Below are 20,126 nucleotides of genomic sequence, written 5' to 3'. Positions count from 1 at the left end.
CGGGTCACGATCCCTTCGCCGGAACGATTTGGAGGTACACCATGGTCAGGATCAGGTTCGCGAAGAACAGCAGCAGGAACGTGATCACCACAGACTGGTTCACCGCGTCACCGACGCCCTTGGGTCCGCCCTTCGGGTGGAGGCCTTTGTACGCGGCGATGACACCGGCGATGACACCGAAGACGGCCGCCTTGAGCTCGCCGACCCAGATGTCGGGAAGCTGCGCGAAGGCCGAGAACGATGCCAGGTACGCACCGGGATTACCCCCTTGGAGAATGACGTTGAAGAAGTACCCGCCCGCGATACCGACCACGGACACGAGGCCGTTGAGCAGGATCGCGACGAGAACCATGGCAAGCACCCGAGGCACGACGAGTCGCTGAATCGGGTTGATACCGAGAACCTCCATGGCGTCGATCTCTTCGCGGATCGTCCGCGCACCGAGATCCGCCGTGACGGCCGAGCCCGCAGCCCCGGCCACCAGAAGTGCCGTCACCAGCGGGGAACCCTGCTGGATGACGGCGAGCACGCTGGCCGCTCCCGTGAACGACTCCGCACCGAGCTGCTTGATGAGCGATCCGGTCTGCAGAGACACCACTGCGCCGAACGGAATCGCGACCATGGCCGTCGGCAGGATCGTGACGCTGGCAATGAACCAGGCCTGTTCGATGAACTCGCGGAACTGGAACGGCCGCTTGAACGTGTTTCGTGCGACGTCGACGAAGAGCTCGACGATATTTCCGGCCTGCGTCAGCGCACCGTTGACCGGCCGCAAGACCGAGCTGCGGGTAACCCCCATCCGATATGCCTACCCTTGCCCGTGAGTGGTGTTTTCGTATCCTTCGCCCCGGTATGCGGGGATGACCTGTGTGTCTTCCTGGCTGTATGCGTAGTCGTAGCCCCCGCCGCCGTTTCCGCCGGAAGTCTCGTCGAGGCTTTCCTGGATGGCGATCTGGGCATTCTCCGGCAGGGTGTGCATGATGTGCCGGACGCGTTCCTGACGGCGGGCCACGGCCTGCCGGAACGGCATCCCCGGCGTCGCCTTCATCTGCGGGACGATGCCCTCGACGTCGTCGACACCACCGGCATGGTGGCCGGCATCGACCATCGCCTGCTCCTGCGCCATGGTGGCCTCGTCCTTCTCCTCCGACATCCCGATCGGACCGATCATCGTGCCGTTGAGGAACTGCTTGACCACCGGCTCCTCACTGGTGAGCAGCACCTCCCGCGGACCGAACATCACCAGATGCCGGCGGAACAGCATGCCGATGTTGTCCGGCACCGTCCGGGCGAGATTGATGTTGTGCGAGACGATCAGGATCGTCGCGTCGATCTCGGCGTTGATGTCGATCAACGTCTGCGAGATGTAGGTGGTGCGCACCGGATCCAGACCGGAGTCCGGCTCGTCGACGAGGATGATCTGCGGGTCCAGCACCAGGGCCCGGGCCAGACCCGCGCGCTTGCGCATGCCGCCGGAGATCTCGCCGGGCAGCTTGTCCTCGGCCCCGAGCAGGCCGACGAGCTCCATCTTCTCCATCACGATCTTGCGGATCTCGGACTCGGACTTCTTGGTGTGCTCGCGCAGCGGGAACGCCACGTTGTCGAACAGGTTCATCGACCCGAACAGCGCGCCGTCCTGGAACAGCACCCCGAACAGCTTCCGGATCTCGTACAGCTCCTTGGACGAGCACTCGAGAATGTTGGTGCCGTCGATCACGATCGAACCCTGCTCCGGGCGGAGCAGACCGATCAGCGACTTCAGGAACACCGACTTACCCGTACCCGACGGTCCGAGCAACGCACTGACCTCACCAGCAGGGAGGGTCAATGTGACGTCCTGCCAGATCCTCTGCGAGCCGAACGACTTGGTCAGTCCCTCGACGGATACCTCGACTCCCACCATTACCTCCGCGACCGTTCGATGCACTCACCCCGTGTGGGTTGGGTCACTCTATCGCATCGACGTGTTACCTGTGACAAGGGATGCTACTCATGAGTAAGGAAGCATGCCAACAGCGGGTCCCACTATGCAAAACAACGCGTCTGAACTGGGATAACGGTAGCGAAATTTCTGGTCGCGCGTCCAGCTTTCGGCCGGGAATCTCGTCACTCCGAAGCCGTCTGCGGACGCAAAAAGAGGGCCACTCCCCACGGATGGGGAGTGGCCCTCTTCGTCTGCTCGGCGAGCAGCGCGGGAGAGACCGTCTTACTTGACGGTGATCTTCGCGCCGGCAGCCTCGAGCTTCTCCTTGGCGGCGTCGGCCGCGTCCTTGGCAACCTTCTCCAGGATGGCCTTCGGAGCACCCTCGACGAGGTCCTTGGCTTCCTTCAGGCCGAGGCCGGAAACGACCTCACGGACGACCTTGATGACCTGGATCTTCTTGTCGCCGGCCGACTCGAGGACGACGTCGAACTCGTCCTGCTCCTCAGCAGCCTCGGCGGCAGCCGGTGCTCCGCCTGCAGCGGCAACGGCGACCGGGGCAGCGGCGGTGACCTCGAAGGTCTCCTCGAATGCCTTCACGAACTCCGAGAGCTCGAGGAGGGTGAGCTCCTTGAACTGGTCCAACAACTCTTCGGTGCTGAGCTTCGCCATTGTGGCGGTCCTTCCTGTAAGTCCCATGTCGCTGATCCGCGACCGGGCGGGGTTATAGCAGTGATGCGCGGGTGCGGATCAGCTTTCGGCTGCAGCCTCGGCGGGAGCTTCGGCAGCTCCGCCTTCTGCGGCCTTCTTTTCCTGCAGAGCAGCAGCCAGTCGGGCCACCTGCGAAGCAGGAGCGTTGAACAGGCCTGCGGCCTTTGCCAAGTTGCCCTTCATCGCGCCGGCAAGCTTGGCCAACAGGATCTCGCGGGACTCGAGGTCCGCGATCTTGTTGACCTCGTCCACGGACAGCGCAGCGCCGTCCATGTAGCCGCCCTTGATGATGAGCGCCTTGTTGTCCTTAGCGAAGTTCTTCAGCGCCTTCGCAGCATCGACGGGCTCGCCCTTGATGAATGCAATGGCGGTCGGACCGACGAAAAGGTCATCAAGGCCCTCGACGCCCGCCTCAGCAGCGGCACGCTTGACCAGGGTGTTCTTGGCGACGGAGTAGGTGGCACCTTCTCCGAGAGCGCGTCGCAGTGTCGTGATGTTGCCCACCGTCAGACCACGGTATTCCGTGATCACAGCAGCGGTCGAACCCTTGAACTGCTCGGTGATCTCCGCAACCGCGGAAACCTTCTCAGGCTTTGCCATACTTCGCCTCCTCTCATGACAGTCGTTATCCCACTTCGGAACCGCTGCGTACCGCCGGAATCCCGGAGCACACAATCCACGACATGCAAAACGCCCCGGTGCAGGGCACACGGGGCGTGAAAGGAAACGATACGGTCAGGGCGCGAGCCCACAACCGATACGCATCCCCCTACCTCGTCCTCCTGCGTGGGCCGCCGGACATTCCCGGACTTTCAATCACACCCTTGCGGGCGCGATCACCAACGGTCTTGGGTAGAACATGATTTGGGGTGAAGTTCAGATACTGCATTGAACTCCGCAGGACAGATTACGGCATGGCCTGCACAACCGCCAAATCGTGGCCGCGACCTGCCTCGCGGAAGTGATCGGCGCCACTTCATCGCTGCGGTGTGGTTCAACAGACTGAAGCTGCGTCCAATTACCTGTTACGCACCGTTACATGTATGGGCTAACTTTTGGTCATGACAATCCTCGAAGCCCGGACCGTCGTGGCCGGGTCCCGGACGCGCCGCTTCCTCGCGCTTGCCGTGATCTGCCTGGCCGAACTGCTGGTCGTGCTCGACAACACCATCGTCAACGTCGCCCTCCCGTCGATCGGTGTCGAACTCCGCACCAGTGTCAGCGGCCTGCAGTGGGTCGTCGACGCCTACACGCTGACGTTCGCAGGCCTGCTCCTGGCGTTCGGCAACCTCGGCGACCGCTACGGTCGTCGCCGCGTCATGGTCATCGGCCTGATCGGCGTCGCCGTCATGTCGGTCGCCGGCGCCAACGCCGAGAGTCTGGGGCAGGTCATCGCGGCCCGCGCGGCGATGGGTGTCTTCGCGGCCGCCGTCTTCCCCGCGACCCTCGCCCTCGTCATCAACATCTTCACCGACGTGCGGGAACGGGCGCTGGCCATCGCCGCCTGGACCGCGATGGCCGGATTCGCGATCGCCATCGGGCCGATGGCGGGCGGGTGGCTGCTCGAGCATTTCAGCTGGCACTCCGTCTTCTGGATCAACGTGCCGATCGCCGTGGGCGCGGCAGCGGCGACGCTGCTCCTGGTGCCGGAATCGCGCGCCTCCGTCATCGGACGGATGGACCTCGTCGGAATCGGCGCCTCGATCACCGGAATCACCGTCCTCGTGTGGGCCATCATCGAAGCCCCTCACCACGGGTGGACGTCGTCCGTCACGTTGGGCGCCGTCGCCCTCTCGATCGCGGTCCTGATCGGATTCGTCCTCTGGGAGCTGCGCACCGAATACCCGATCCTCGACCTGCGGCTGTTCCGCAACCGCAGGTTCTCCCTGCCCGCCCTCGCGATCGCCATCGGTTACTTCTCGATGTTCGGCTTCCTGTTCCTCATCACGCAGTACTTCCAGGGCGTCCGGGAGTACACGCCGTTCGAGTTCGGTGTCGCGTCGCTGCCGTTCGCGGTGTCGGTGGCGGTCGGCGCTCCCGTCGCCACACTTCTGGCGCAGCGAATCGGGACGACCCCGGTCATCGTGTTCGGCCTCCTCCTCACCGGTGTCGGCCTGTACCTCGGCGGTCAGGTGGCCGTCGACAGCAGCTACCTGACGGACGTCCTCCCGTCGATGGTGTCGATGGCGCTCGGTTTGGCCATCGTGCAGGGGCCCGCGACCGAATCGATCATGGCGTCGCTGCCCCTCGACGAGGCGGGAGCAGGCTCGGCCGTGAACGACACGACCAGGGAAATCGGCGGAACGCTCGGTGTCGCCGTGCTCGGATCGATCGTCGCGTCGTATTACGCGACGACGATGAGTCCTCTGCTCGACCGTATTCCGGCCGCGTTGATGAACGACGACGAGAAGGGGTTCGCACGCGCGACGGTCCTGAGTGTGCTCGAGATCCGGAAACGGGAGATCCCGCCGTTCCTCGAACAGCAACGTGAGAATCTCATCCTCACCATGAAGACGACGGTCCTGCAGGGCTCGCACACTGCGTCGCTCGTCGCCGCGGGCGCCGTGGTGGTCTGCGCGCTCGTCGTCGCGATCTTCATGCCCTGGGCGCCGGCTCGCACGGACTCCGTGATGCTGGCGTGGCGAAAGAAGTCCGAATCGGGAACCGCCGACGAAGACTGAACCCGGGAAACGCAGTTCGGCCGGTACGGAAGATTTCCGTACCGGCCGAACTGTGTGAAGCGTGACTTACGCGTCGGCATCCTCGAGAAGGTTGCGGGTGCGGTTCGGGTCCACCGGGATGCCCGGGCCGGTGGTGGTCGAAACGGTGACCTTCTTGACGTAGCGGCCCTTCGCGGAGGACGGCTTCGCACGCAGGATCTCGTCCAGCGCGGCGCCGTAGTTCTCCACCAGCTTGGCGTCGTCGAACGATGCCTTGCCGATCACGAAGTGCAGGTTGGCCTGCTTGTCGACGCGGAAGTTGATCTTTCCGCCCTTGATGTCCGCGACAGCCTTCGTGACGTCAGCCGTCACGGTGCCGGTCTTCGGGTTCGGCATCAGGCCACGCGGTCCGAGGACGCGGGCGATGCGGCCGACCTTGGCCATCTGATCGGGAGTCGCGATGGCGGCGTCGAAATCGAGCCATCCACCCTGGATCCGCTCGATGAGGTCCTCGGCACCGACGGCGTCGGCTCCAGCTGCCTCGGCCTCGGCGGCCTTCTCTCCGACTGCGAACACGATGACGCGGGCGGTCTTACCGGTGCCGTGCGGCAGGTTGACCGTGCCGCGGACCATCTGGTCCGCCTTGCGGGGGTCGACGCCCAGACGGACTGCAACCTCGACGGTCGCGTCCATCTTGCTCGACGACGTCTCCTTCGCCAGCTTCGCAGCCTGCAGCGGGCTGTACAGCTTGTCGAAGTCGATCTTCTCAGCGGCGGCGAGATACGCCTTGCTGCGCTTTGCCATTTCTTCTGTCCTAACTTCTCACCGCAGTGTGTGTCTCGTCTGCGATGGTGAATGGTTCAGTAGTGGTCTGGGCCTGGCCGGCCCTCCCACGCTTTCTTCGACGGCGGTGCCGTCAGTCGATCGCCGACGGTGACGCCGCCGATCGATCAGGGCTGACTCAGCCGTCGACCGTGATACCCATCGAGCGTGCGGTGCCGGCGATGATCTTCGCGGCCTGCTCGATGTCGTTCGCGTTGAGGTCTTCCTGCTTGGTCTTCGCGATTTCGCGCACCTGATCCATGGTCACGGAAGCGACCTTGGTCTTGTGCGGCTCGCCGGAGCCCTTCTGCACGCCTGCAGCCTTGAGCAGCAGCTTGGCAGCCGGAGGGGTCTTCAGCTTGAAATCGAAGGTCCGGTCTTCGTAGACCGAGATCTCGACCGGCACCACGTTGCCGCGCTGGGATTCAGTCGCCGCGTTGTAGGCCTTGCAGAACTCCATGATGTTCACGCCGTGCTGACCAAGCGCGGGACCCACGGGCGGTGCAGGGTTAGCCTGACCGGCCTGGATCTGAAGCTTGATGAGCCCTGCGAGCTTCTTCTTCTTGGGGGGCATCTCGATTTCCTATTTCTTGCTGGGTGTGTTTCTTGCTACTGCAGTGCAAGTATGTGGCGCTAGATCTTCGCGACCTGCGTGAAGGACAACTCGACCGGGGTCTCGCGACCGAAGATCGAGACCAGGACCTTGAGCTTCTGCTGCTCGGCGTTGACCTCGCTGATGCTGGCGGGCAGCGTGGCGAACGGGCCGTCCATGACGGTGACCGACTCGCCGACCTCGAAGTCGACCTCGATGAGCGGCTTCGCGAAGCTCTCTCCGCCGGTCTCCCCCGCCGAGACGGTTGCCGCGGCGGCCTGCTTCTTCTGCTCCTGCTGCGGGAGCAGGAACTTGATCACCTCGTTGAGGGTCAGCGGGGACGGACGCGACGTCGCACCGACGAATCCGGTGACGCCGGGCGTGTTGCGCACGGCTCCCCAGGACTCGTCGTTGAGATCCATGCGGACCAGGATGTAGCCGGGCAGAACCTTGCGGTTGACCTGCTTACGCTGGCCGTTCTTGATCTCGGTGACCTCTTCGGTGGGAACTTCCACCTGGAAGATGTAGTCGCCGACGTCGAGGTTCTGGACACGGGTCTCGAGGTTGGCCTTGACCTTGTTCTCGTAGCCCGCGTAGGAGTGAATGACGTACCAGTCACCGGGTGCGCGGCGCAGAGCGGCCTTGAGTTCCGCAACGGGATCCTCGGGCTCTTCGGCGGCCACAGCCTCGTCGGTGATCGCTGCCTCGTCGGTGGTCGCAGCCTCGTCGGTGGTCGCAGCCTCGTCGGTGGTCGCAGCCTCGTCGACGGGCGCCTCGTCCGCGACGATCTCGTCAGCCGGGGCGTCCTCGGCAACGTCGTCACCGTCGATTTCCGCGGCTTCGGTGCCCTCCTCGGCAGCCTCGACATCCACTTCGGCTGCCGCCTCGGCAGAAACACGCTCTTCGGCCAAAGCCTCATTCGTGTCGTTCTCGGGGGTGCTCACTGGGGCACTCGCTTCCTCTCGTCACTCACATACTTCGGATCCACCGGGGCGGATTCCGTCAACCGAACAACCAGGTGACGCCCTTGATGACCACCAGATCCAACACGCCGATGAACGTCACCATGAACACCACGAAGACCAGGACGACACTGGTGTAGGTGATCATCTGCTTGCGATTGGGCCAGATGACCTTGCGCAGCTCGGCGATGACCTCGCGGAGGAACCGGCGCAGGCGCTTGAAGATGTTTTCCTTGCGCGGCGTGTCGGCGCGATCCTTCTTCGCCGGCTTGACCTTGGTGGTCGTGTCCGACTTCGAGAGTTCCGGTGACTTCACAGAACTCGCGGCGACCTCGGTACCTGCCGGTGAACGACGGCCCTGGCGCTTACCGCTGGGCTTTCCCGAGGGCGTGGCGGAACGCGTGGTGGTGGCGTCGGCCGCGGTGTCGTCGGCACCGTCCGGGCGCGTCGACCCTGAAGTGTCGCCGTCGCGCTTGGCGCGCTCCTCGCTCACGTCGTTCCTCTCAGTCGCTGGCATCCGGGGGCAGGGGCGACAGGACTTGAACCTGCAACCTGCGGTTTTGGAGACCGCTGCTCTGCCAGTTGAGCTACGCCCCTTTGGTCGGGAGACCTGGTCCGAAACTAGCCTCGAACCAATTCTTGACCGACCTCTCTGTGATTACATGACACGCGCGCCACCCTTGCCGGCCGTACAGCACCGTAGGGCAGCGCGCAGCGCTGAGTAATCCCAGAAATCTCAGTGTACTTCAAAGCCCCGGAACAAACCCAATCCACCCGGCTGTCAGGCCAGACGGACCGTTGCGGTGGCGCGACCGAAGATCTTCTTTCCCTCGGAACGCGCCACGATCGCGACCACTGCTGTCTTGCTTTCCTCGTCGAGTGACTTCACCTTACCGGTGTACTCGACCTGCGCGGCCTCGTCCTCACGGACGTAGACCGAGCTCGTGAAACGAACGTTGTACTCCTTGACCGCACCCGGATCGCCGAGCCACGACGTGACGAATCCGCCGCCGAGACCCATGGTGAGCATTCCGTGCGCGATCACGTTGTCCAGACCGGCGAGCTTGACGACCTCGTCGCTCCAGTGGATCGGGTTGGGATCGCCGGACACGCCCGCGTAGTTGACCAGGTCGCCACGCGTGAGCTTCACGATGCGCTCGGGGAGTTCTTCACCCACCGAGACGTCCTCGAACTTACGAAGCGCCATGCATGATCACGTCCTTGACTGCGTGAGCGATGTTCTCGTCGACCTCGCCGCCGGTACGCGCGACGAGCGTCGTCCAAGTGGTCTGGACCAGTTCGTCGTGCTGATCGGTGACGATGTTCTTGGTGACGATGATGTCGCTGCCGCCCATCTGGCGGAACGACTCCAGGTACACGTCACAGACCAGACGGTCGCCGACCTTGATCGGCTTGTGAAACTCGAGCCGCTGGTCGGTCTGGAGAATCTGGCTCGGATCGTAACCGGTGACGATCTCCTTGAAGAGGCGCCCCTGAGCGATGATGCCGACAAGCGAGATGAACGTCAGAGGAGCGAGGAGACCGTCGTAACCGAGGCCCTTCGCGGCTTCTTCGTCGTGGTGAGCGGGGTGCCAGTCCTGCACGGCACGCGCGTACTCGCGCACCTTCTCGCGTCCGACCTCGTAGAAGTCGTCGACGCGGTAGTGGTGCCCGACCATCGCCAGTGCGTGCGCGGCAGGATCGGCAGGAACAGCCGCGGGCACGTAGGCCTCTGTCTCTGTCACAGTGTCAGTCACGCGAAAGAACCTCTTCTACCCTTGACGTCAGCGCGTGAGGGCAGCCTAGAGGACTCCCTTCGCGAACGCAGTCCTAGTTCCGGACCGTGTTACTTGGACTCGCGGTGCGACTGGTGAGTTCCGCAGTTCGGGCAGAACTTCTTGATCTCCAGGCGATCGGGGTCGTTGCGCCGATTCTTCTTGGTGATGTAGTTGCGGTGCTTGCATACCTCGCAGGCCAAAGTGATCTTGGGCCGAACGTCAGTCGAGGAGGCCACGGGATGCCTTCTTTCGGGTGAATCTGATTACGAACAATCAGGGTGGATCATGCATATTGTGTAGCGGTGACCGGACTTGAACCGGCGACGCAACGATTATGAGTCGTTTGCTCTACCAACTGAGCTACACCGCCTCGGTGTCGAGTGTCGCGCACTAGGCGCTCCACTTCAATCCAGCGAGCCCCCTAACGGAATCGAACCGTTGACCTTTTCCTTACCATGGAAACGCTCTGCCGACTGAGCTAAGGGGGCGTGCTTCGCTCGCACATCGCTGCGCGCTGAAGCCTTGACGAGATTACACAGAGTTCGCGTCCAGAACCAAATTGCCTGGTCAGCGGCTTTCACAAGTCGGTGCACCCGACAGTTCCGCTGGTGGCCGTGCTCGAGACCTGCGATCGAGCTCGGGGAGCACGCCGAAGTCCGTCCAGCCGGGCGGCCGTACCTTCGGCCGGTCCCAGCGTTCGCGTCCGAAGAGGTGCATGCGACGTGTCGGGCCATGTCGCCGACGATCCGGTCGGCATCGCCGCATGCGTGGGCGCCCAGTTTCGTCCACGAACGACAGAACCCCGGTGAGCTGTCGCTCACCGGGGTTCTGTGTGTGGCAGATGTAGGATTCGAACCTACGTAGGCATAAGCCGACGGATTTACAGTCCGCTCCCATTGGCCGCTCGGGCAATCTGCCGGGTTGCACGAGGAGCGCGAAATCAATGCGAAATCGCTCTCCGCTGCGGAAAGAAGAATACAACGAACGGCCCCCCGTTTTGCAAACCGGGTGGATACGGGCGGTTGCGAACCGATAGCGTCGAATCTGCTCGTCGGCATTCGGCGAGCCCCCTGCCGGGTCGCGGCGGGGAGAACTAGACGAAACCGGGAGTGTGAAGTGGCTGATTCGTCCTTCGATGTGGTGAGCAAGGTGGAGCGTCAGGAGGTGGACAACGCCCTGCATCAGGCCGGCAAGGAGCTGTCGACCCGGTTCGACTTCCGGAACACGGGAGCATCGATCGAATGGTCCGGCGAGGAAACCATCACCTTGACGGCCGACACCGAGGAGCGACTGCTCGCCGCCCTGGACGTCTTCAAGGAGAAACTGATCCGGCGTGACATCTCCCTGAAGGCGTTCGACGCGGGCGAGCCGGCGCAGTCCGGAAAGATCTACAAGCTGTCCGGCAGCCTCGTCCAGGGCATCACCACGGAGAACGCCAAGAAGATCACCAAGAAGATCCGCGACGAGGGCCCCAAGGGCGTCAAGGCGCAGATCCAGGGTGAGGAACTGCGGGTGAGCAGCAAGAAGCGCGACGACCTGCAGGCCGTGATCTCCCTGCTGAAGGGTGAGGACTTCGGGATCGCGCTGCAGTTCGTGAACTACCGGTAGGCGCTCCGCACCCGTGCGCCTTTCTGGTTGTAGGAACGACCAGAAAGGCGCACGGGCGGCGAAGCCGCCTACATGCCTGCCATGCGCTCGAGCCGCTCGATCCGGTCGGCCATCGGCGGGTGGGTGGAGAACATCCGGCTCATCTTCTCGCCGGTGCGGAATGGGTTGGCGATCATCAGGTGCGACTGCGCGGCGAGCTGAGGCTCCGGCGGCAGCGGTGCTGCCTGAGTGCCCTGCTCCAGCTTCCGCAGCGCGGACGCCAGCGCCAGGGGGTCGCCCGTGAGCTCTGCGCCCGACTGGTCGGCCTGGTACTCCCGGGACCGGGACACCGCGAGTTTGACGACGGTCGCGGCGATGGGCCCGAGCAGTGATACGAGGAGCAGCGCGATCGGGTTGGCGCCCTGTCCCCCGCCGCGCCCGCCGAACATGTTGGCGAACATGGCGAAGTTCGCGAGCCCCGACACGACGGCGGCCATGGCGCCGGCGACGGAGGAAATCAGGATGTCGCGGTTGTAGACGTGCGACAGCTCGTGTCCGAGCACGGCCCGCAACTCTCGTTCGTTGAGGATCTGCAGAATGCCGCTCGTCACGCACACCGCGGCGTGGCGCGGACTGCGCCCGGTGGCGAAAGCGTTGGGCGCGGACGTGGGGCTGATGTAGAGCCGCGGCATCGGCTGGTGCGCGGTGGTGGCCAGTTCCCGGACGATGCGGTAGATGACCGGTGCCTGCACTTCGGTGATCGGCTGGGCGTGCATGGCCTTGAGCGCCATCTTGTCGCTGTTGAAGTACACGTACGCGTTCATTCCGACCGCGAACACGATCGCCAGCAGCAGGATGGTGGGGTTGCGGAACAGCGCGCCGATGAACACGATCAGCGCCGACATGCCGACCAACAGAACCAGAGTCTTCGCCCCGTTTGCGTAGCGCACGTCACGCCTTCCTTGTCGTTGACACCCGATCACGTCGCACGAGTTTCGGGATCTTGATCATTCAACGAAACACGGTGGTGGGACGGTTCCCGCACGGACGACGAGAAATCGGGTGAAGACGAGTTCAGATACTGACGATACGGCTCAGCCGACGCGCTCGATCGTGTAATCGACGAGCTTCACGAGGGCGTCGTTGGCGGGGCCCTGCGGCAGCTCGGCGAGCTGCGCGCGCGCCTGGACCGCGAACTCCTCCAGCTTCGCCTTGGCGGCGGCCATGCCGGGCGACCGTTCGAGGAGCGCGAGCGCCTCCGCGACGTCGTCGTCGTTGGTGACGGGGCCGTCGAGGAGCACCCGGAGGCGATCGGCGTCGGGGCCCTCGTCGCGCAGCGCGTACAGGACGGGCAGCGTGTGGACGCCCTCACGCAGGTCGGTTCCGGGTGTCTTGCCGGACTGCGCGGACACCGAGGAGATGTCGATGATGTCGTCGGAGATCTGGAAGGCGGTGCCCACGGCGTCGCCGAGGCGTTCGAGCCGCTTCACGTGGTCGGCGTCCGCGCCGGAGAAGGTGCCGCCGAAGCGTCCGCACGCCGCGATGAGCGAGCCCGTCTTCTCCCACACGACCTTGAGGTAGTGCTCGACCGGATCCTGCTCGCCGCGAAGCCCGATCGTCTCGCGCATCTGGCCGGTGACGAGTTCGGCGAACGTCTCGGCGATGATGCGCACCGCCTCCGGTCCCAGCGTCGAGACGAGACGGGACGCGTGCGCGAACAGATAGTCGCCGGCGAGGATCGCAACGCTGTTGCCCCACCGCGAGTTCGCGCTGGGTGCACCGCGGCGCATCGACGCCTCGTCCATCACGTCGTCGTGGTACAGCGTGGCGAGGTGGACCAGCTCGACGACGGTGGCCGCCGTGACCACCGACGGGTCGGAGGCCTTCGGCCCGAGCTGGGCGGTGAGCACCGTGAACAGCGGACGGAAACGCTTGCCTCCCGCCTTCGCGAGATGCAACGCCGCCTCCGTGAGGAAGTCCTCCCCGTCGGAGAGCTCACTGACCAGCAGTTCCTCGACCTGCTTCAGTCCTTCACGGACCGTGGCAGCGAGCTGCGGGTCGCCGAGATCGATCCCGGCGACCGTGGTGCCCACTACAGCGTCGGCAGCGGTGTGTGCTGCGCCCTCGGTGCTCACGTTCTCAGTACCCATCCTGTCGTCAGTGACGGCTCGGTTCCCGCGCCGTCGGTGGCGGCTCGGCTACCACGGTAGTGAACCTAGCGGTTCCGCTGCCCGTCGGCCTCGCCGCGGTCGCATAGCGAAGCCTGACAGGATGTAGGTGTGGTCGCAGCAGAACAGTCGCCCGCGGGATCCCCGCTTCCCACCGCCACCGATGTCCTGGTCATCGGTGCTGGTCCGGCCGGTTCCTCGGCTGCCGCGTGGGCGGCCCGCGCGGGTCGTGACGTGGTTCTCGCCGACGCGGCGGTGTTTCCCCGCGACAAGACGTGTGGCGACGGACTCACTCCGCGTGCCGTCGCCGAGCTCGACCATCTCGGTCTCGGCGACTGGGTGCGGTCGAAAGGAACCAACCGCGGGCTGAGGCTCAGCGGGTTCGGTCAGGAGCTCGAACTGGAGTGGCCGGGCAGGTCGTTCCCGGCGGTCGGCAGCGCCGTCGCCCGCACCGAGCTGGACGACAGGATCCGTGCGACCGCCGTCGACGCCGGGGCCGTCATGGTGCAGGGCGCCAAGGCAATCGGCGTCGAACGGGACGGCGACCGGGTAACGGCGGTGACGCTGAAGACGTCCGACGGAACCCACACGATCGGCTGCCGGACGCTGATCGTCGCGGACGGCGTCCGATCCACACTGGGCAAGCAGCTCGGCCGTGAATGGCACCGGGACACGGCCTACGGTGTTGCCGCCCGCGCCTACATCGCCACCGACCGCAGCGCCGACCCGTGGATCACCTCGCACCTCGAGCTGCGGGACGGAGCGGGGACGCTGCAGTCGGGCTACGGCTGGGTATTCCCCCTCGGCACCGGTGAGGTGAACATCGGCGTCGGCACACTGGCCACAGCCAAACGTCCGGCCCCGGGTGCGCTGCGACCGCTGCTCGACCTGTACACGGCGCAGCGGCGCGACGAATGGAACTGGGACGGCGAGCTGCGCGCGGTGGCGTCTGCGTTGCTGCCGATGGGCGGTGCGGTGTCCCACATCGCGGGCCGGAACTGGGCGATCATCGGCGACGCGGCGGCGTGCGTGAATCCGCTGAACGGCGAGGGCATCGATTACGGGCTCGAAGGCGGTCGCCTGGTCGCGGAAATCCTCGACGCCGACGACCTGACGGAGCTGTGGCCCGCGATCCTCCGGGAGCGGTACGGCCGGGCGTTCTCCGTGGCGCGGCGACTCGCCGGGCTGCTGACCGTCCCCCGGGTTCTGCCCGCGTCCGGTCCGGTGGCCATGCGGTCCCGTGCGCTGATGACCATCGCGGTCCGGGTCATGGGCAACCTCGTCACCGAGGAGGACAGCGACCTCACCGCCCGCGCGTGGCGGGCGTCCGGTCTGCTGTCGACGAAGGTCGACTCACGACCGCTGTTCGGCTGACGTTCAGCGGGTGGCGCGGTGCAGGGCAACCACACCGCCGGTGAGGTTGCGCCACTGCACGTTCCGCCACCCGGCGGCCTCGATGCGCTGCGCGAGTTCCTGCTGGGTCGGCCAGGCGCGGATGGACTCCGCGAGGTACACGTAGGCGTCGGGGTTGCTGCTGACGGCGCGCGCGACCCGCGGCAGCGCCCTCATCAGGTACTCCATGTAGACCGTGCGGAACGGCCCGAACACCGGGGTCGAGAACTCGCTCACGACGAGGCGCCCGCCGGGTTTGGTGACGCGGGCGATCTCGCGGAGACCGGCGTCGAAGTCGGAGACGTTGCGCAGCCCGAAGGAGATGGTCGCGGCGTCGAACACGGCGTCGGCGTAGGGCAGGTGCATCGCGTCGCCCGCGACCATCGGGACGTGGCGTCCACTGCCGGCCTGCAGCATCCCCTTGGAGAAGTCGGTGGCCACACACCAGGCACCCGACCGTCCGAGCTCGACGGTAGAGACCCCGGTCCCCGCCGCGAGGTCGAGAACGCGCTCCCCCGGCTTCAGTGCCAGGGCCGAGCGCGTCGCCTTGCGCCAACTGCGGTCCTGACCGAACGACAGGATCGTGTTGGTGAGGTCGTAGCGCTTCGCGACGCCGTCGAACATCGACGCGACCTCGTGCGGATCCTTTTCGAGCGACGCCCGCGAACCGTGTGTAGTTGCCACGCCCGAAACGCTACCAACCGCGCCCGGCGCCGATGTCGGCGCCGGGCGCGGCGGCGAGGCGGTCACTTCTTGGAGACCCGCACCAGCTTCTTGTTGACGAATTCGTCCATTCCCCACGGACCGAGTTCGCGCCCGACGCCGGAGCGCTTGACGCCGCCGAACGGCAACCCGGGAAGCGTGGTGCCGTGCTCGTTGACGAAGGCCATGCCGACGTCGAGCCGGTCGGCGACCTCACGTGCCCCGTCGAGGTCGGTGCTCCACACCGAACCGCTGAGACCGTAGGAGGAGGAGTTGGCGAGTTCCACGGCTTCGTCGGCGGTGGCGACCTTGTAGACGACGCCGACGGGCCCGAACAGTTCCTCGCTGTACGCCCGCATCTCGGGGGTCACGTCGACGAGCAGGGTCGGTTCGACGTACGAGCCGGGGCCGTCGATCTTCTTCCCGCCGGCGAGGAGCGTCGCGCCCTTGGCGACGGCGTCCTCGATCTGCTCGATCAGCGAATCCGCGGCACTCTGCGAGGACAGCGGCCCGAGGACGGTCTTCGCGTCGAGCGGATCGCCGGTCGGGGTGGCCTTGAAGGACTCGGCGAGCTTGGAGACGAACTCGTCGTAGTTCGGCTCGGTCACGATGAAACGTTTGGGAGAGTTGCAGGCCTGGCCCGCGTTGGACAGGCGGGCACGGGTCGCGGTCTTGACCGTGGCGTCCATATCGTCGGTGTCGAGGACGACGAACACGTCGGACCCGCCGAGTTCGAGCACCACTTTCTTGAGGTTGCGGCCCGCCGTCTCGGCGACGCTGGTCCCGGCCCGCTCGCTGCCGGTGAGCGAGACGCCCTGGACACGCGGATCCGCGATCATGTCGGCGATCTGCTCGTTGGTGGCGAACACGTTGATGTAGGCGTCCTCCGGGAGACCGGCCTGCCGGAAGATCTCCTCCATCAGCAGTGCCGACTGCGGACAGTTCGGGGCGTGCTTGAGTAGCACGGTGTTGCCGAGCATGAGGTTCGGCGCCGCGAAGCGGGCGACCTGGTAGTACGGGTAGTTCCACGGCATCACGCCGACGAGCGCACCGATCGGCCTGCGGTAGACCACCGATTCGTCCGCACCCGGCACGTCGAGCCGTTCCGCCTCGAGCAGCGCGGGGCCGTTGTCCGCGTAGTAGCGGTAGATCGCCGACGAGAGCTTGACTTCGCCCTTGGCCTCCCGGACGGGTTTGCCCATCTCGAGGGCGATCATCCGCGCCAGTTCGTCTTCGCGCTCCGCGTAGAGATCGGCGGTTCGGCCCAGAATCCGGGCGCGTTCCTCGGCGGCGGTCGTCCGCCAGTCGAGATATCCGTTGTGGGCGCGGGAGAGCGCCGACTCCACTCCTGCATCGTCCAAGGTCGTGAATTCCCGGACGGTTTCACCGGTCGCGGGATTGACAGTCTTGTACTTCGCCATACTCCGGGCAACCACGAGACGGCCTCTCGAATTCCCCACCGGTTTCGATCCGCTGGTCAGGCCGCCCGGGACTCGCGAAAGTCCTGCCCGCCCACAACCGCCGCGTAGTGACCCAGCAACTCGTCGCAGATCGCAGGCCACGTGCGGTGCAGCACCGACTGCCGGGCGGCCTCACCGAAGCGGGCGCGCATGCGGCGGTCGCGCAGTGCGTCGACGGCGCTCGGCAGCAGTTCGCCGAACCGGTCGACCGGAAGCAGGTAGCCGTTGCGGCAGTGCGCGACCAGATCCCGCGGACCCCCGGCATCCGGTCCGATCACCGGCACCCCGCTGGACAGCGCCTCCTGCACCGCCTGGCAGAACGTCTCGTGCTCGCCGGGGTGGACGAAGACGTCCAGGCTCGCGTAGGCCTCCGCGAGCTCCACACCGCCGAGCTGCCCGGTGAACACCGCGTCGGGCATCAACCGGTGCAGGCGGGCCCGCTCCGGACCGTCGCCGACGATCACCAGCCGCACCCGCTGGTCGCCGGCGAGTGCGGCGAGCCGCTCGACGTGTTTCTCGGGCGCGAGCCTGCCCACGAATCCGACGACCAGCCGATCCGAGCCGCCCAGCCAGGAGTCCCGCAGACCGGTGCTGCGACGCGACGGTGCGAATCGAGTGGTCTCCACGCCGCGCGCCCAGCGATAGACCCTCGGAATCCGCTGCTCGGCGAGCGCCTCGACCGCCGACGTGGACGGCGCGAGAGTGCGCGTGCAGCCCCGGTGGATGCGACGCGTCCAGGCCCACGCCGCGCGACTGGTGATGCCGAGGCCGTAGCTCTCGGCGAAACCCGCCACGTCCGTCTGGTACACCGCGACCGTGGGGACGTCGAGCCGGTGCGCCGCACCCAGCCCGCCCGCACCGAGGAGGAACGGTGACGCCAGATGCACGACGTCGGGGTCGAACGCCCGCAGCGCGGCGGTGAGTCCGGGCTGCGGCAGACCCACCGGGAGCGAACTGACCTTCGGCACCATCACCGCAGGCACCCGGTAGACGGGTACGCCGCCGTGTTCGGTCGGCGCGGACGTCTGCGATCCGACCGTGTCCGGGGCGACGACCATCGCCTGGTGTCCGGTGCGCTGCAAATGGTCGAGAACCCGCAGCACCGAGTTGGTCACACCGTTCATGTTGGGAAGAAACGATTCCGCGACGATGGCTACTCTCACGCGCTCAGCGTGGCAGTGCTCGTGGTCACAGCAGCGAGATCGACGTGACCGTCGCGCGAAGTTCCGGGAAACTCAGGATGACACTGCCGGCTGGGCCTCCGCCGAACTCTCCCGCCGCCGCAGGTACCAGATCACCGGTCCCGCGATCAGCCAGGTCACGACGATCAGCGAACCGGCGGGGACGACGGCGACGCTGGCGTCGCGCCCGGACACCCGCACCAGGTCGGGGTCGCTGCGCGCGTACTCGACGTCGATGCGCTGCCCCACCGTGAGCTTCGTCGGGTACAGCACGCCCAGTTCGGGGTTGTGCGTCACCCCGTCAGGGGTGACGAAGCTGATAGCCGACCGCAGCGAGCCCGCCGACAGCACCTCCGCCGTGGCCACGCCCCGGTCGGATTGGATGGTGTGGTCGTTGCGCCAGGCGGCCAGTACGAGGAGCACGGCCAGGACCGAGATGCCGATCACCGCCACCAGCACCCCCCGCCGGACGCGCCGCGACACCCGCGCATTCACAGTTGTGCCCGCACCGCGGCGTGCAGTTCGCGCAGCCCGGAACGTTCGGTGGTCACCTCGAGCACCCGGATTCCGCGGTCGCCGGGCGCGTCGGGCGCGCTCAGCCGCGTCGACAGCTCACCCAGACCCACCAGGTGATGCTCCACCCGGTAGGCGGCACAGAGTGCGGCGAGATCCATCCCGTGCGGAGTACCGAAGACCCGCTCGAACACCCCGGCGTACTGCGGATCGCCCTGCTCGAGCAGTTCGAAGATGCCGCCACCGTCGTCGTTGGCGACCACGATGGTCAGGTCCCGGGGCCGCGGTTCGCCCGAGCCGATGAGCAGCCCGGACGCGTCGTGCAGGAACGTCAGGTCGCCGAGCAGGGCCACCGTCCGCCCCTCCTCGTAGGCCAGCGCCGCCCCGACGGCCGCGGACACGGTGCCGTCGATGCCGGCGACACCCCGGTTGGACAGCACCCGGATCTTCGGCGCCGGATAGCTGACGAGCGCGGCGTCCCGCACGGGGTTGGACGCCCCGAGCAGCAACTGGTCACCGTCTGTCAGGGCGTCCATGACGGCGGCCGCCACGTGCAGTCCCGTCGCCTTCGGGTGGGCGGCGAGCTGTGCGCGCACCGCCTTGTCGGTGTGTTCGGACAGCGTGCGGCAGCGATTGATCCAGGCCCGGTCGGGTTCACCGGACACGACCGCCCGGGTTCCGGTGGCCAGCACGTTGCCGGACACGTCGGGCCAGCGGGGGCCGGTGGTGAGCGCGTAGACGGCCACCGCCGGATCGGCGAGGACCTTCGACACGGACCGGTGGAGGGTGGGGCGTCCGGTGATGACGGCCTGCCGCGGTTTGAGCTGCGGCAACGCCATCGGATGCACCGGGATGCCGTGCAGCGGCGCGGTCGGCTCGGCGACCGTCGGCAGTCCGGCGAGTTCGGGCCGCAGGGCGGACCCGTGCCCGGAGATCACGATGGTGTCGAGGGTGAGGTCGAGGTCCATCGGCACGTCGAGCGTCGCGTGCTGGGTGGTGGTCCACGCCGCCCCGCCCGGTCGTCCCTGCGGGACCGGACCCTGCGCGTGGACGTCGGGGACGAGCGGTTCCCGGAGCGGGATGTCGAAGTGCACGGGACCGGCGTTGCCCGACCTCGTGCCGCGCGCTGCGGCGAGGACCCGGCACACGGCCGAACGCCACTGGCTGTTCTGCCGGGCATCGTCCTCGGCCAGGCCCAGGCTGATGGTCGCGCGCACCTGGCTGCCGAACAGACCGAGTTGTTCGATGGTCTGGTTGGCGCCCGTGCCGAGCATCTCGTACGGGCGGTTGGCGCTGAGCACCACGAGCGGCACCCGGGCGTAGTTCGCCTCGAGGACCGCGGGTCCGAGATTGGCGACGGCGGTGCCGGACGTCATGACGATCGGGACGGGACGCTTGCCGGCCACGGCCAGGCCGAGCGCGAGGAATCCCGCGGTGCGTTCGTCGATGCGCATGTGCAGACGGAGCCTGCCCTCGAGGTCGGCGGCCTGCAGGGCGAACGCCAGCGGCGCGTTGCGCGAACCCGGGCAGAGCACGACCTCGCGTACTCCCCCGCGGACCAGTTCGTCGACGACCGCGGTGGCTTGTGCAGTGGACGGGTTCACGACATCAAGAGTGTCAGATCCTCCGGCACCCCCGCCCGGCGACCTCGCCGGGTGAGTTCACGGCCACATCGCA

The 20,126-nt window shown here is 66.3% G+C and carries 21 protein-coding genes and 4 tRNA genes; 3 read left to right on the top strand and 22 right to left on the bottom strand.

What is annotated here, in order from left to right; genetic code table 11:
• Positions 1-4 precede the first annotated feature (4 nt).
• The 4 genes from QM806_RS08165 to rplJ all read right to left on the bottom strand — a co-directional run bounded on the left by QM806_RS08165 (position 5) and on the right by rplJ (position 3,232).
• Positions 5-799 (bottom strand): MlaE family ABC transporter permease, encoded by a 795-nt coding sequence (locus tag QM806_RS08165; protein ID WP_005252107.1) that lies wholly within the window; start codon positions 797-799, stop codon positions 5-7.
• Between the two features lie 9 nt (positions 800-808).
• Positions 809-1,903 (bottom strand): ABC transporter ATP-binding protein, encoded by a 1,095-nt coding sequence (locus tag QM806_RS08160; protein WP_005258257.1) that lies wholly within the window; start codon positions 1,901-1,903, stop codon positions 809-811.
• Positions 1,904-2,206: 303 nt separating this feature from the next.
• Positions 2,207-2,593: a 50S ribosomal protein L7/L12 gene (gene rplL, locus QM806_RS08155; protein WP_005252104.1), complete on the bottom strand. Its 387-nt coding sequence runs from the start codon at positions 2,591-2,593 to the stop codon at positions 2,207-2,209.
• A gap of 78 nt (positions 2,594-2,671) precedes the next feature.
• A complete protein-coding gene (gene rplJ, locus QM806_RS08150) occupies positions 2,672-3,232 on the bottom strand; it encodes a 50S ribosomal protein L10 (protein ID WP_005252102.1) in 561 nt (186 codons plus the stop codon).
• A 461-nt stretch (positions 3,233-3,693) separates the two neighbouring features.
• On the opposite strand from rplJ, the gene QM806_RS08145 reads away from it, so the two are divergent.
• A complete protein-coding gene (locus QM806_RS08145) occupies positions 3,694-5,313 on the top strand; it encodes an MFS transporter (protein WP_043792661.1) in 1,620 nt (539 codons plus the stop codon).
• 66 nt (positions 5,314-5,379) lie between these two features.
• On the opposite strand, the gene rplA is transcribed toward QM806_RS08145, so the two are convergent.
• The 11 genes from rplA to QM806_RS08090 form a co-directional block, all read right to left on the bottom strand.
• Entirely contained in the window at positions 5,380-6,096 is a 717-nt protein-coding gene (gene rplA, locus QM806_RS08140; RefSeq protein WP_005252097.1) for a 50S ribosomal protein L1, read from the bottom strand.
• A 157-nt stretch (positions 6,097-6,253) separates the two neighbouring features.
• Positions 6,254-6,688, bottom strand: a complete 435-nt coding sequence (gene rplK / locus QM806_RS08135; RefSeq protein WP_005252095.1) for a 50S ribosomal protein L11 — start codon at positions 6,686-6,688, stop codon at positions 6,254-6,256.
• A 59-nt stretch (positions 6,689-6,747) separates the two neighbouring features.
• Positions 6,748-7,650 carry a transcription termination/antitermination protein NusG gene (nusG, locus tag QM806_RS08130; protein WP_005571707.1) on the bottom strand — a complete coding sequence of 301 codons (903 nt, stop codon included), beginning with the start codon at positions 7,648-7,650 and terminating at the stop codon, positions 6,748-6,750.
• Positions 7,651-7,708: 58 nt separating this feature from the next.
• Positions 7,709-8,161 (bottom strand): preprotein translocase subunit SecE, encoded by a 453-nt coding sequence (secE, locus tag QM806_RS08125; RefSeq protein WP_005258268.1) that lies wholly within the window; start codon positions 8,159-8,161, stop codon positions 7,709-7,711.
• 31 nt (positions 8,162-8,192) lie between these two features.
• Positions 8,193-8,265, bottom strand: a tRNA-Trp gene (locus QM806_RS08120).
• A gap of 184 nt (positions 8,266-8,449) precedes the next feature.
• A complete protein-coding gene (hadB, locus tag QM806_RS08115; protein WP_005252091.1) occupies positions 8,450-8,875 on the bottom strand; it encodes a (3R)-hydroxyacyl-ACP dehydratase subunit HadB in 426 nt (141 codons plus the stop codon).
• A complete protein-coding gene (hadA, locus tag QM806_RS08110; protein WP_005252090.1) occupies positions 8,862-9,425 on the bottom strand; it encodes a (3R)-hydroxyacyl-ACP dehydratase subunit HadA in 564 nt (187 codons plus the stop codon). Before hadA ends, hadB begins: the two co-directional genes overlap by 14 nt.
• An 89-nt stretch (positions 9,426-9,514) precedes the next feature.
• On the bottom strand, positions 9,515-9,682 hold the full coding sequence (gene rpmG / locus QM806_RS08105; RefSeq protein ID WP_005252089.1) for a 50S ribosomal protein L33: 168 nt from the start codon (positions 9,680-9,682) through the stop codon (positions 9,515-9,517).
• A gap of 61 nt (positions 9,683-9,743) precedes the next feature.
• A tRNA-Met gene (locus tag QM806_RS08100) sits at positions 9,744-9,816 on the bottom strand.
• A gap of 45 nt (positions 9,817-9,861) precedes the next feature.
• A tRNA-Thr gene (locus QM806_RS08095) sits at positions 9,862-9,934 on the bottom strand.
• Between the two features lie 347 nt (positions 9,935-10,281).
• Positions 10,282-10,364: transfer RNA gene (locus QM806_RS08090), tRNA-Tyr, on the bottom strand.
• A gap of 198 nt (positions 10,365-10,562) precedes the next feature.
• Between QM806_RS08090 and QM806_RS08085 the strand changes: the two genes are divergently transcribed.
• Complete coding sequence (locus tag QM806_RS08085) at positions 10,563-11,054, top strand: YajQ family cyclic di-GMP-binding protein (protein ID WP_005252088.1); 492 nt, start codon at positions 10,563-10,565, stop codon at positions 11,052-11,054.
• A gap of 68 nt (positions 11,055-11,122) precedes the next feature.
• On the opposite strand, the gene htpX is transcribed toward QM806_RS08085, so the two are convergent.
• On the bottom strand, positions 11,123-11,983 hold the full coding sequence (gene htpX, locus QM806_RS08080) for a zinc metalloprotease HtpX (RefSeq protein WP_005252087.1): 861 nt from the start codon (positions 11,981-11,983) through the stop codon (positions 11,123-11,125).
• Positions 11,984-12,127: 144 nt separating this feature from the next.
• Entirely contained in the window at positions 12,128-13,183 is a 1,056-nt protein-coding gene (locus QM806_RS08075; RefSeq protein ID WP_016882791.1) for a polyprenyl synthetase family protein, read from the bottom strand.
• Between the two features lie 129 nt (positions 13,184-13,312).
• On the opposite strand from QM806_RS08075, the gene QM806_RS08070 reads away from it, so the two are divergent.
• Positions 13,313-14,575, top strand: a complete 1,263-nt coding sequence (locus QM806_RS08070; RefSeq protein WP_005258280.1) for a geranylgeranyl reductase family protein — start codon at positions 13,313-13,315, stop codon at positions 14,573-14,575.
• A 3-nt stretch (positions 14,576-14,578) separates the two neighbouring features.
• On the opposite strand, the gene QM806_RS08065 is transcribed toward QM806_RS08070, so the two are convergent.
• From QM806_RS08065 to menD, 5 genes are all read right to left on the bottom strand, one after another.
• Entirely contained in the window at positions 14,579-15,277 is a 699-nt protein-coding gene (locus tag QM806_RS08065; RefSeq protein WP_037204242.1) for a demethylmenaquinone methyltransferase, read from the bottom strand.
• Positions 15,278-15,339: 62 nt separating this feature from the next.
• Positions 15,340-16,716 (bottom strand): NAD-dependent succinate-semialdehyde dehydrogenase, encoded by a 1,377-nt coding sequence (locus QM806_RS08060; RefSeq protein WP_005574501.1) that lies wholly within the window; start codon positions 16,714-16,716, stop codon positions 15,340-15,342.
• Positions 16,717-16,772: 56 nt separating this feature from the next.
• A complete protein-coding gene (locus QM806_RS08055; RefSeq protein WP_081276596.1) occupies positions 16,773-17,918 on the bottom strand; it encodes a glycosyltransferase family 4 protein in 1,146 nt (381 codons plus the stop codon).
• Positions 17,919-17,990: 72 nt separating this feature from the next.
• A complete protein-coding gene (locus QM806_RS08050) occupies positions 17,991-18,431 on the bottom strand; it encodes a DUF3592 domain-containing protein (RefSeq protein WP_043793881.1) in 441 nt (146 codons plus the stop codon).
• Positions 18,428-20,053, bottom strand: a complete 1,626-nt coding sequence (gene menD, locus QM806_RS08045; protein ID WP_265146315.1) for a 2-succinyl-5-enolpyruvyl-6-hydroxy-3-cyclohexene-1-carboxylic-acid synthase — start codon at positions 20,051-20,053, stop codon at positions 18,428-18,430. Before menD ends, QM806_RS08050 begins: the two co-directional genes overlap by 4 nt.
• Positions 20,054-20,126 lie beyond the last annotated feature (73 nt).

The sequence above is a fragment of the Rhodococcus sp. IEGM 1351 genome, assembly GCF_030056875.1.
GTDB classification, from domain to species: Bacteria; Actinomycetota; Actinomycetes; order Mycobacteriales; family Mycobacteriaceae; genus Rhodococcus_F; species Rhodococcus_F opacus.
Note: the sequence above shows the minus strand (reverse complement) of the source record. Positions and strands in the feature narration are given on the sequence as shown.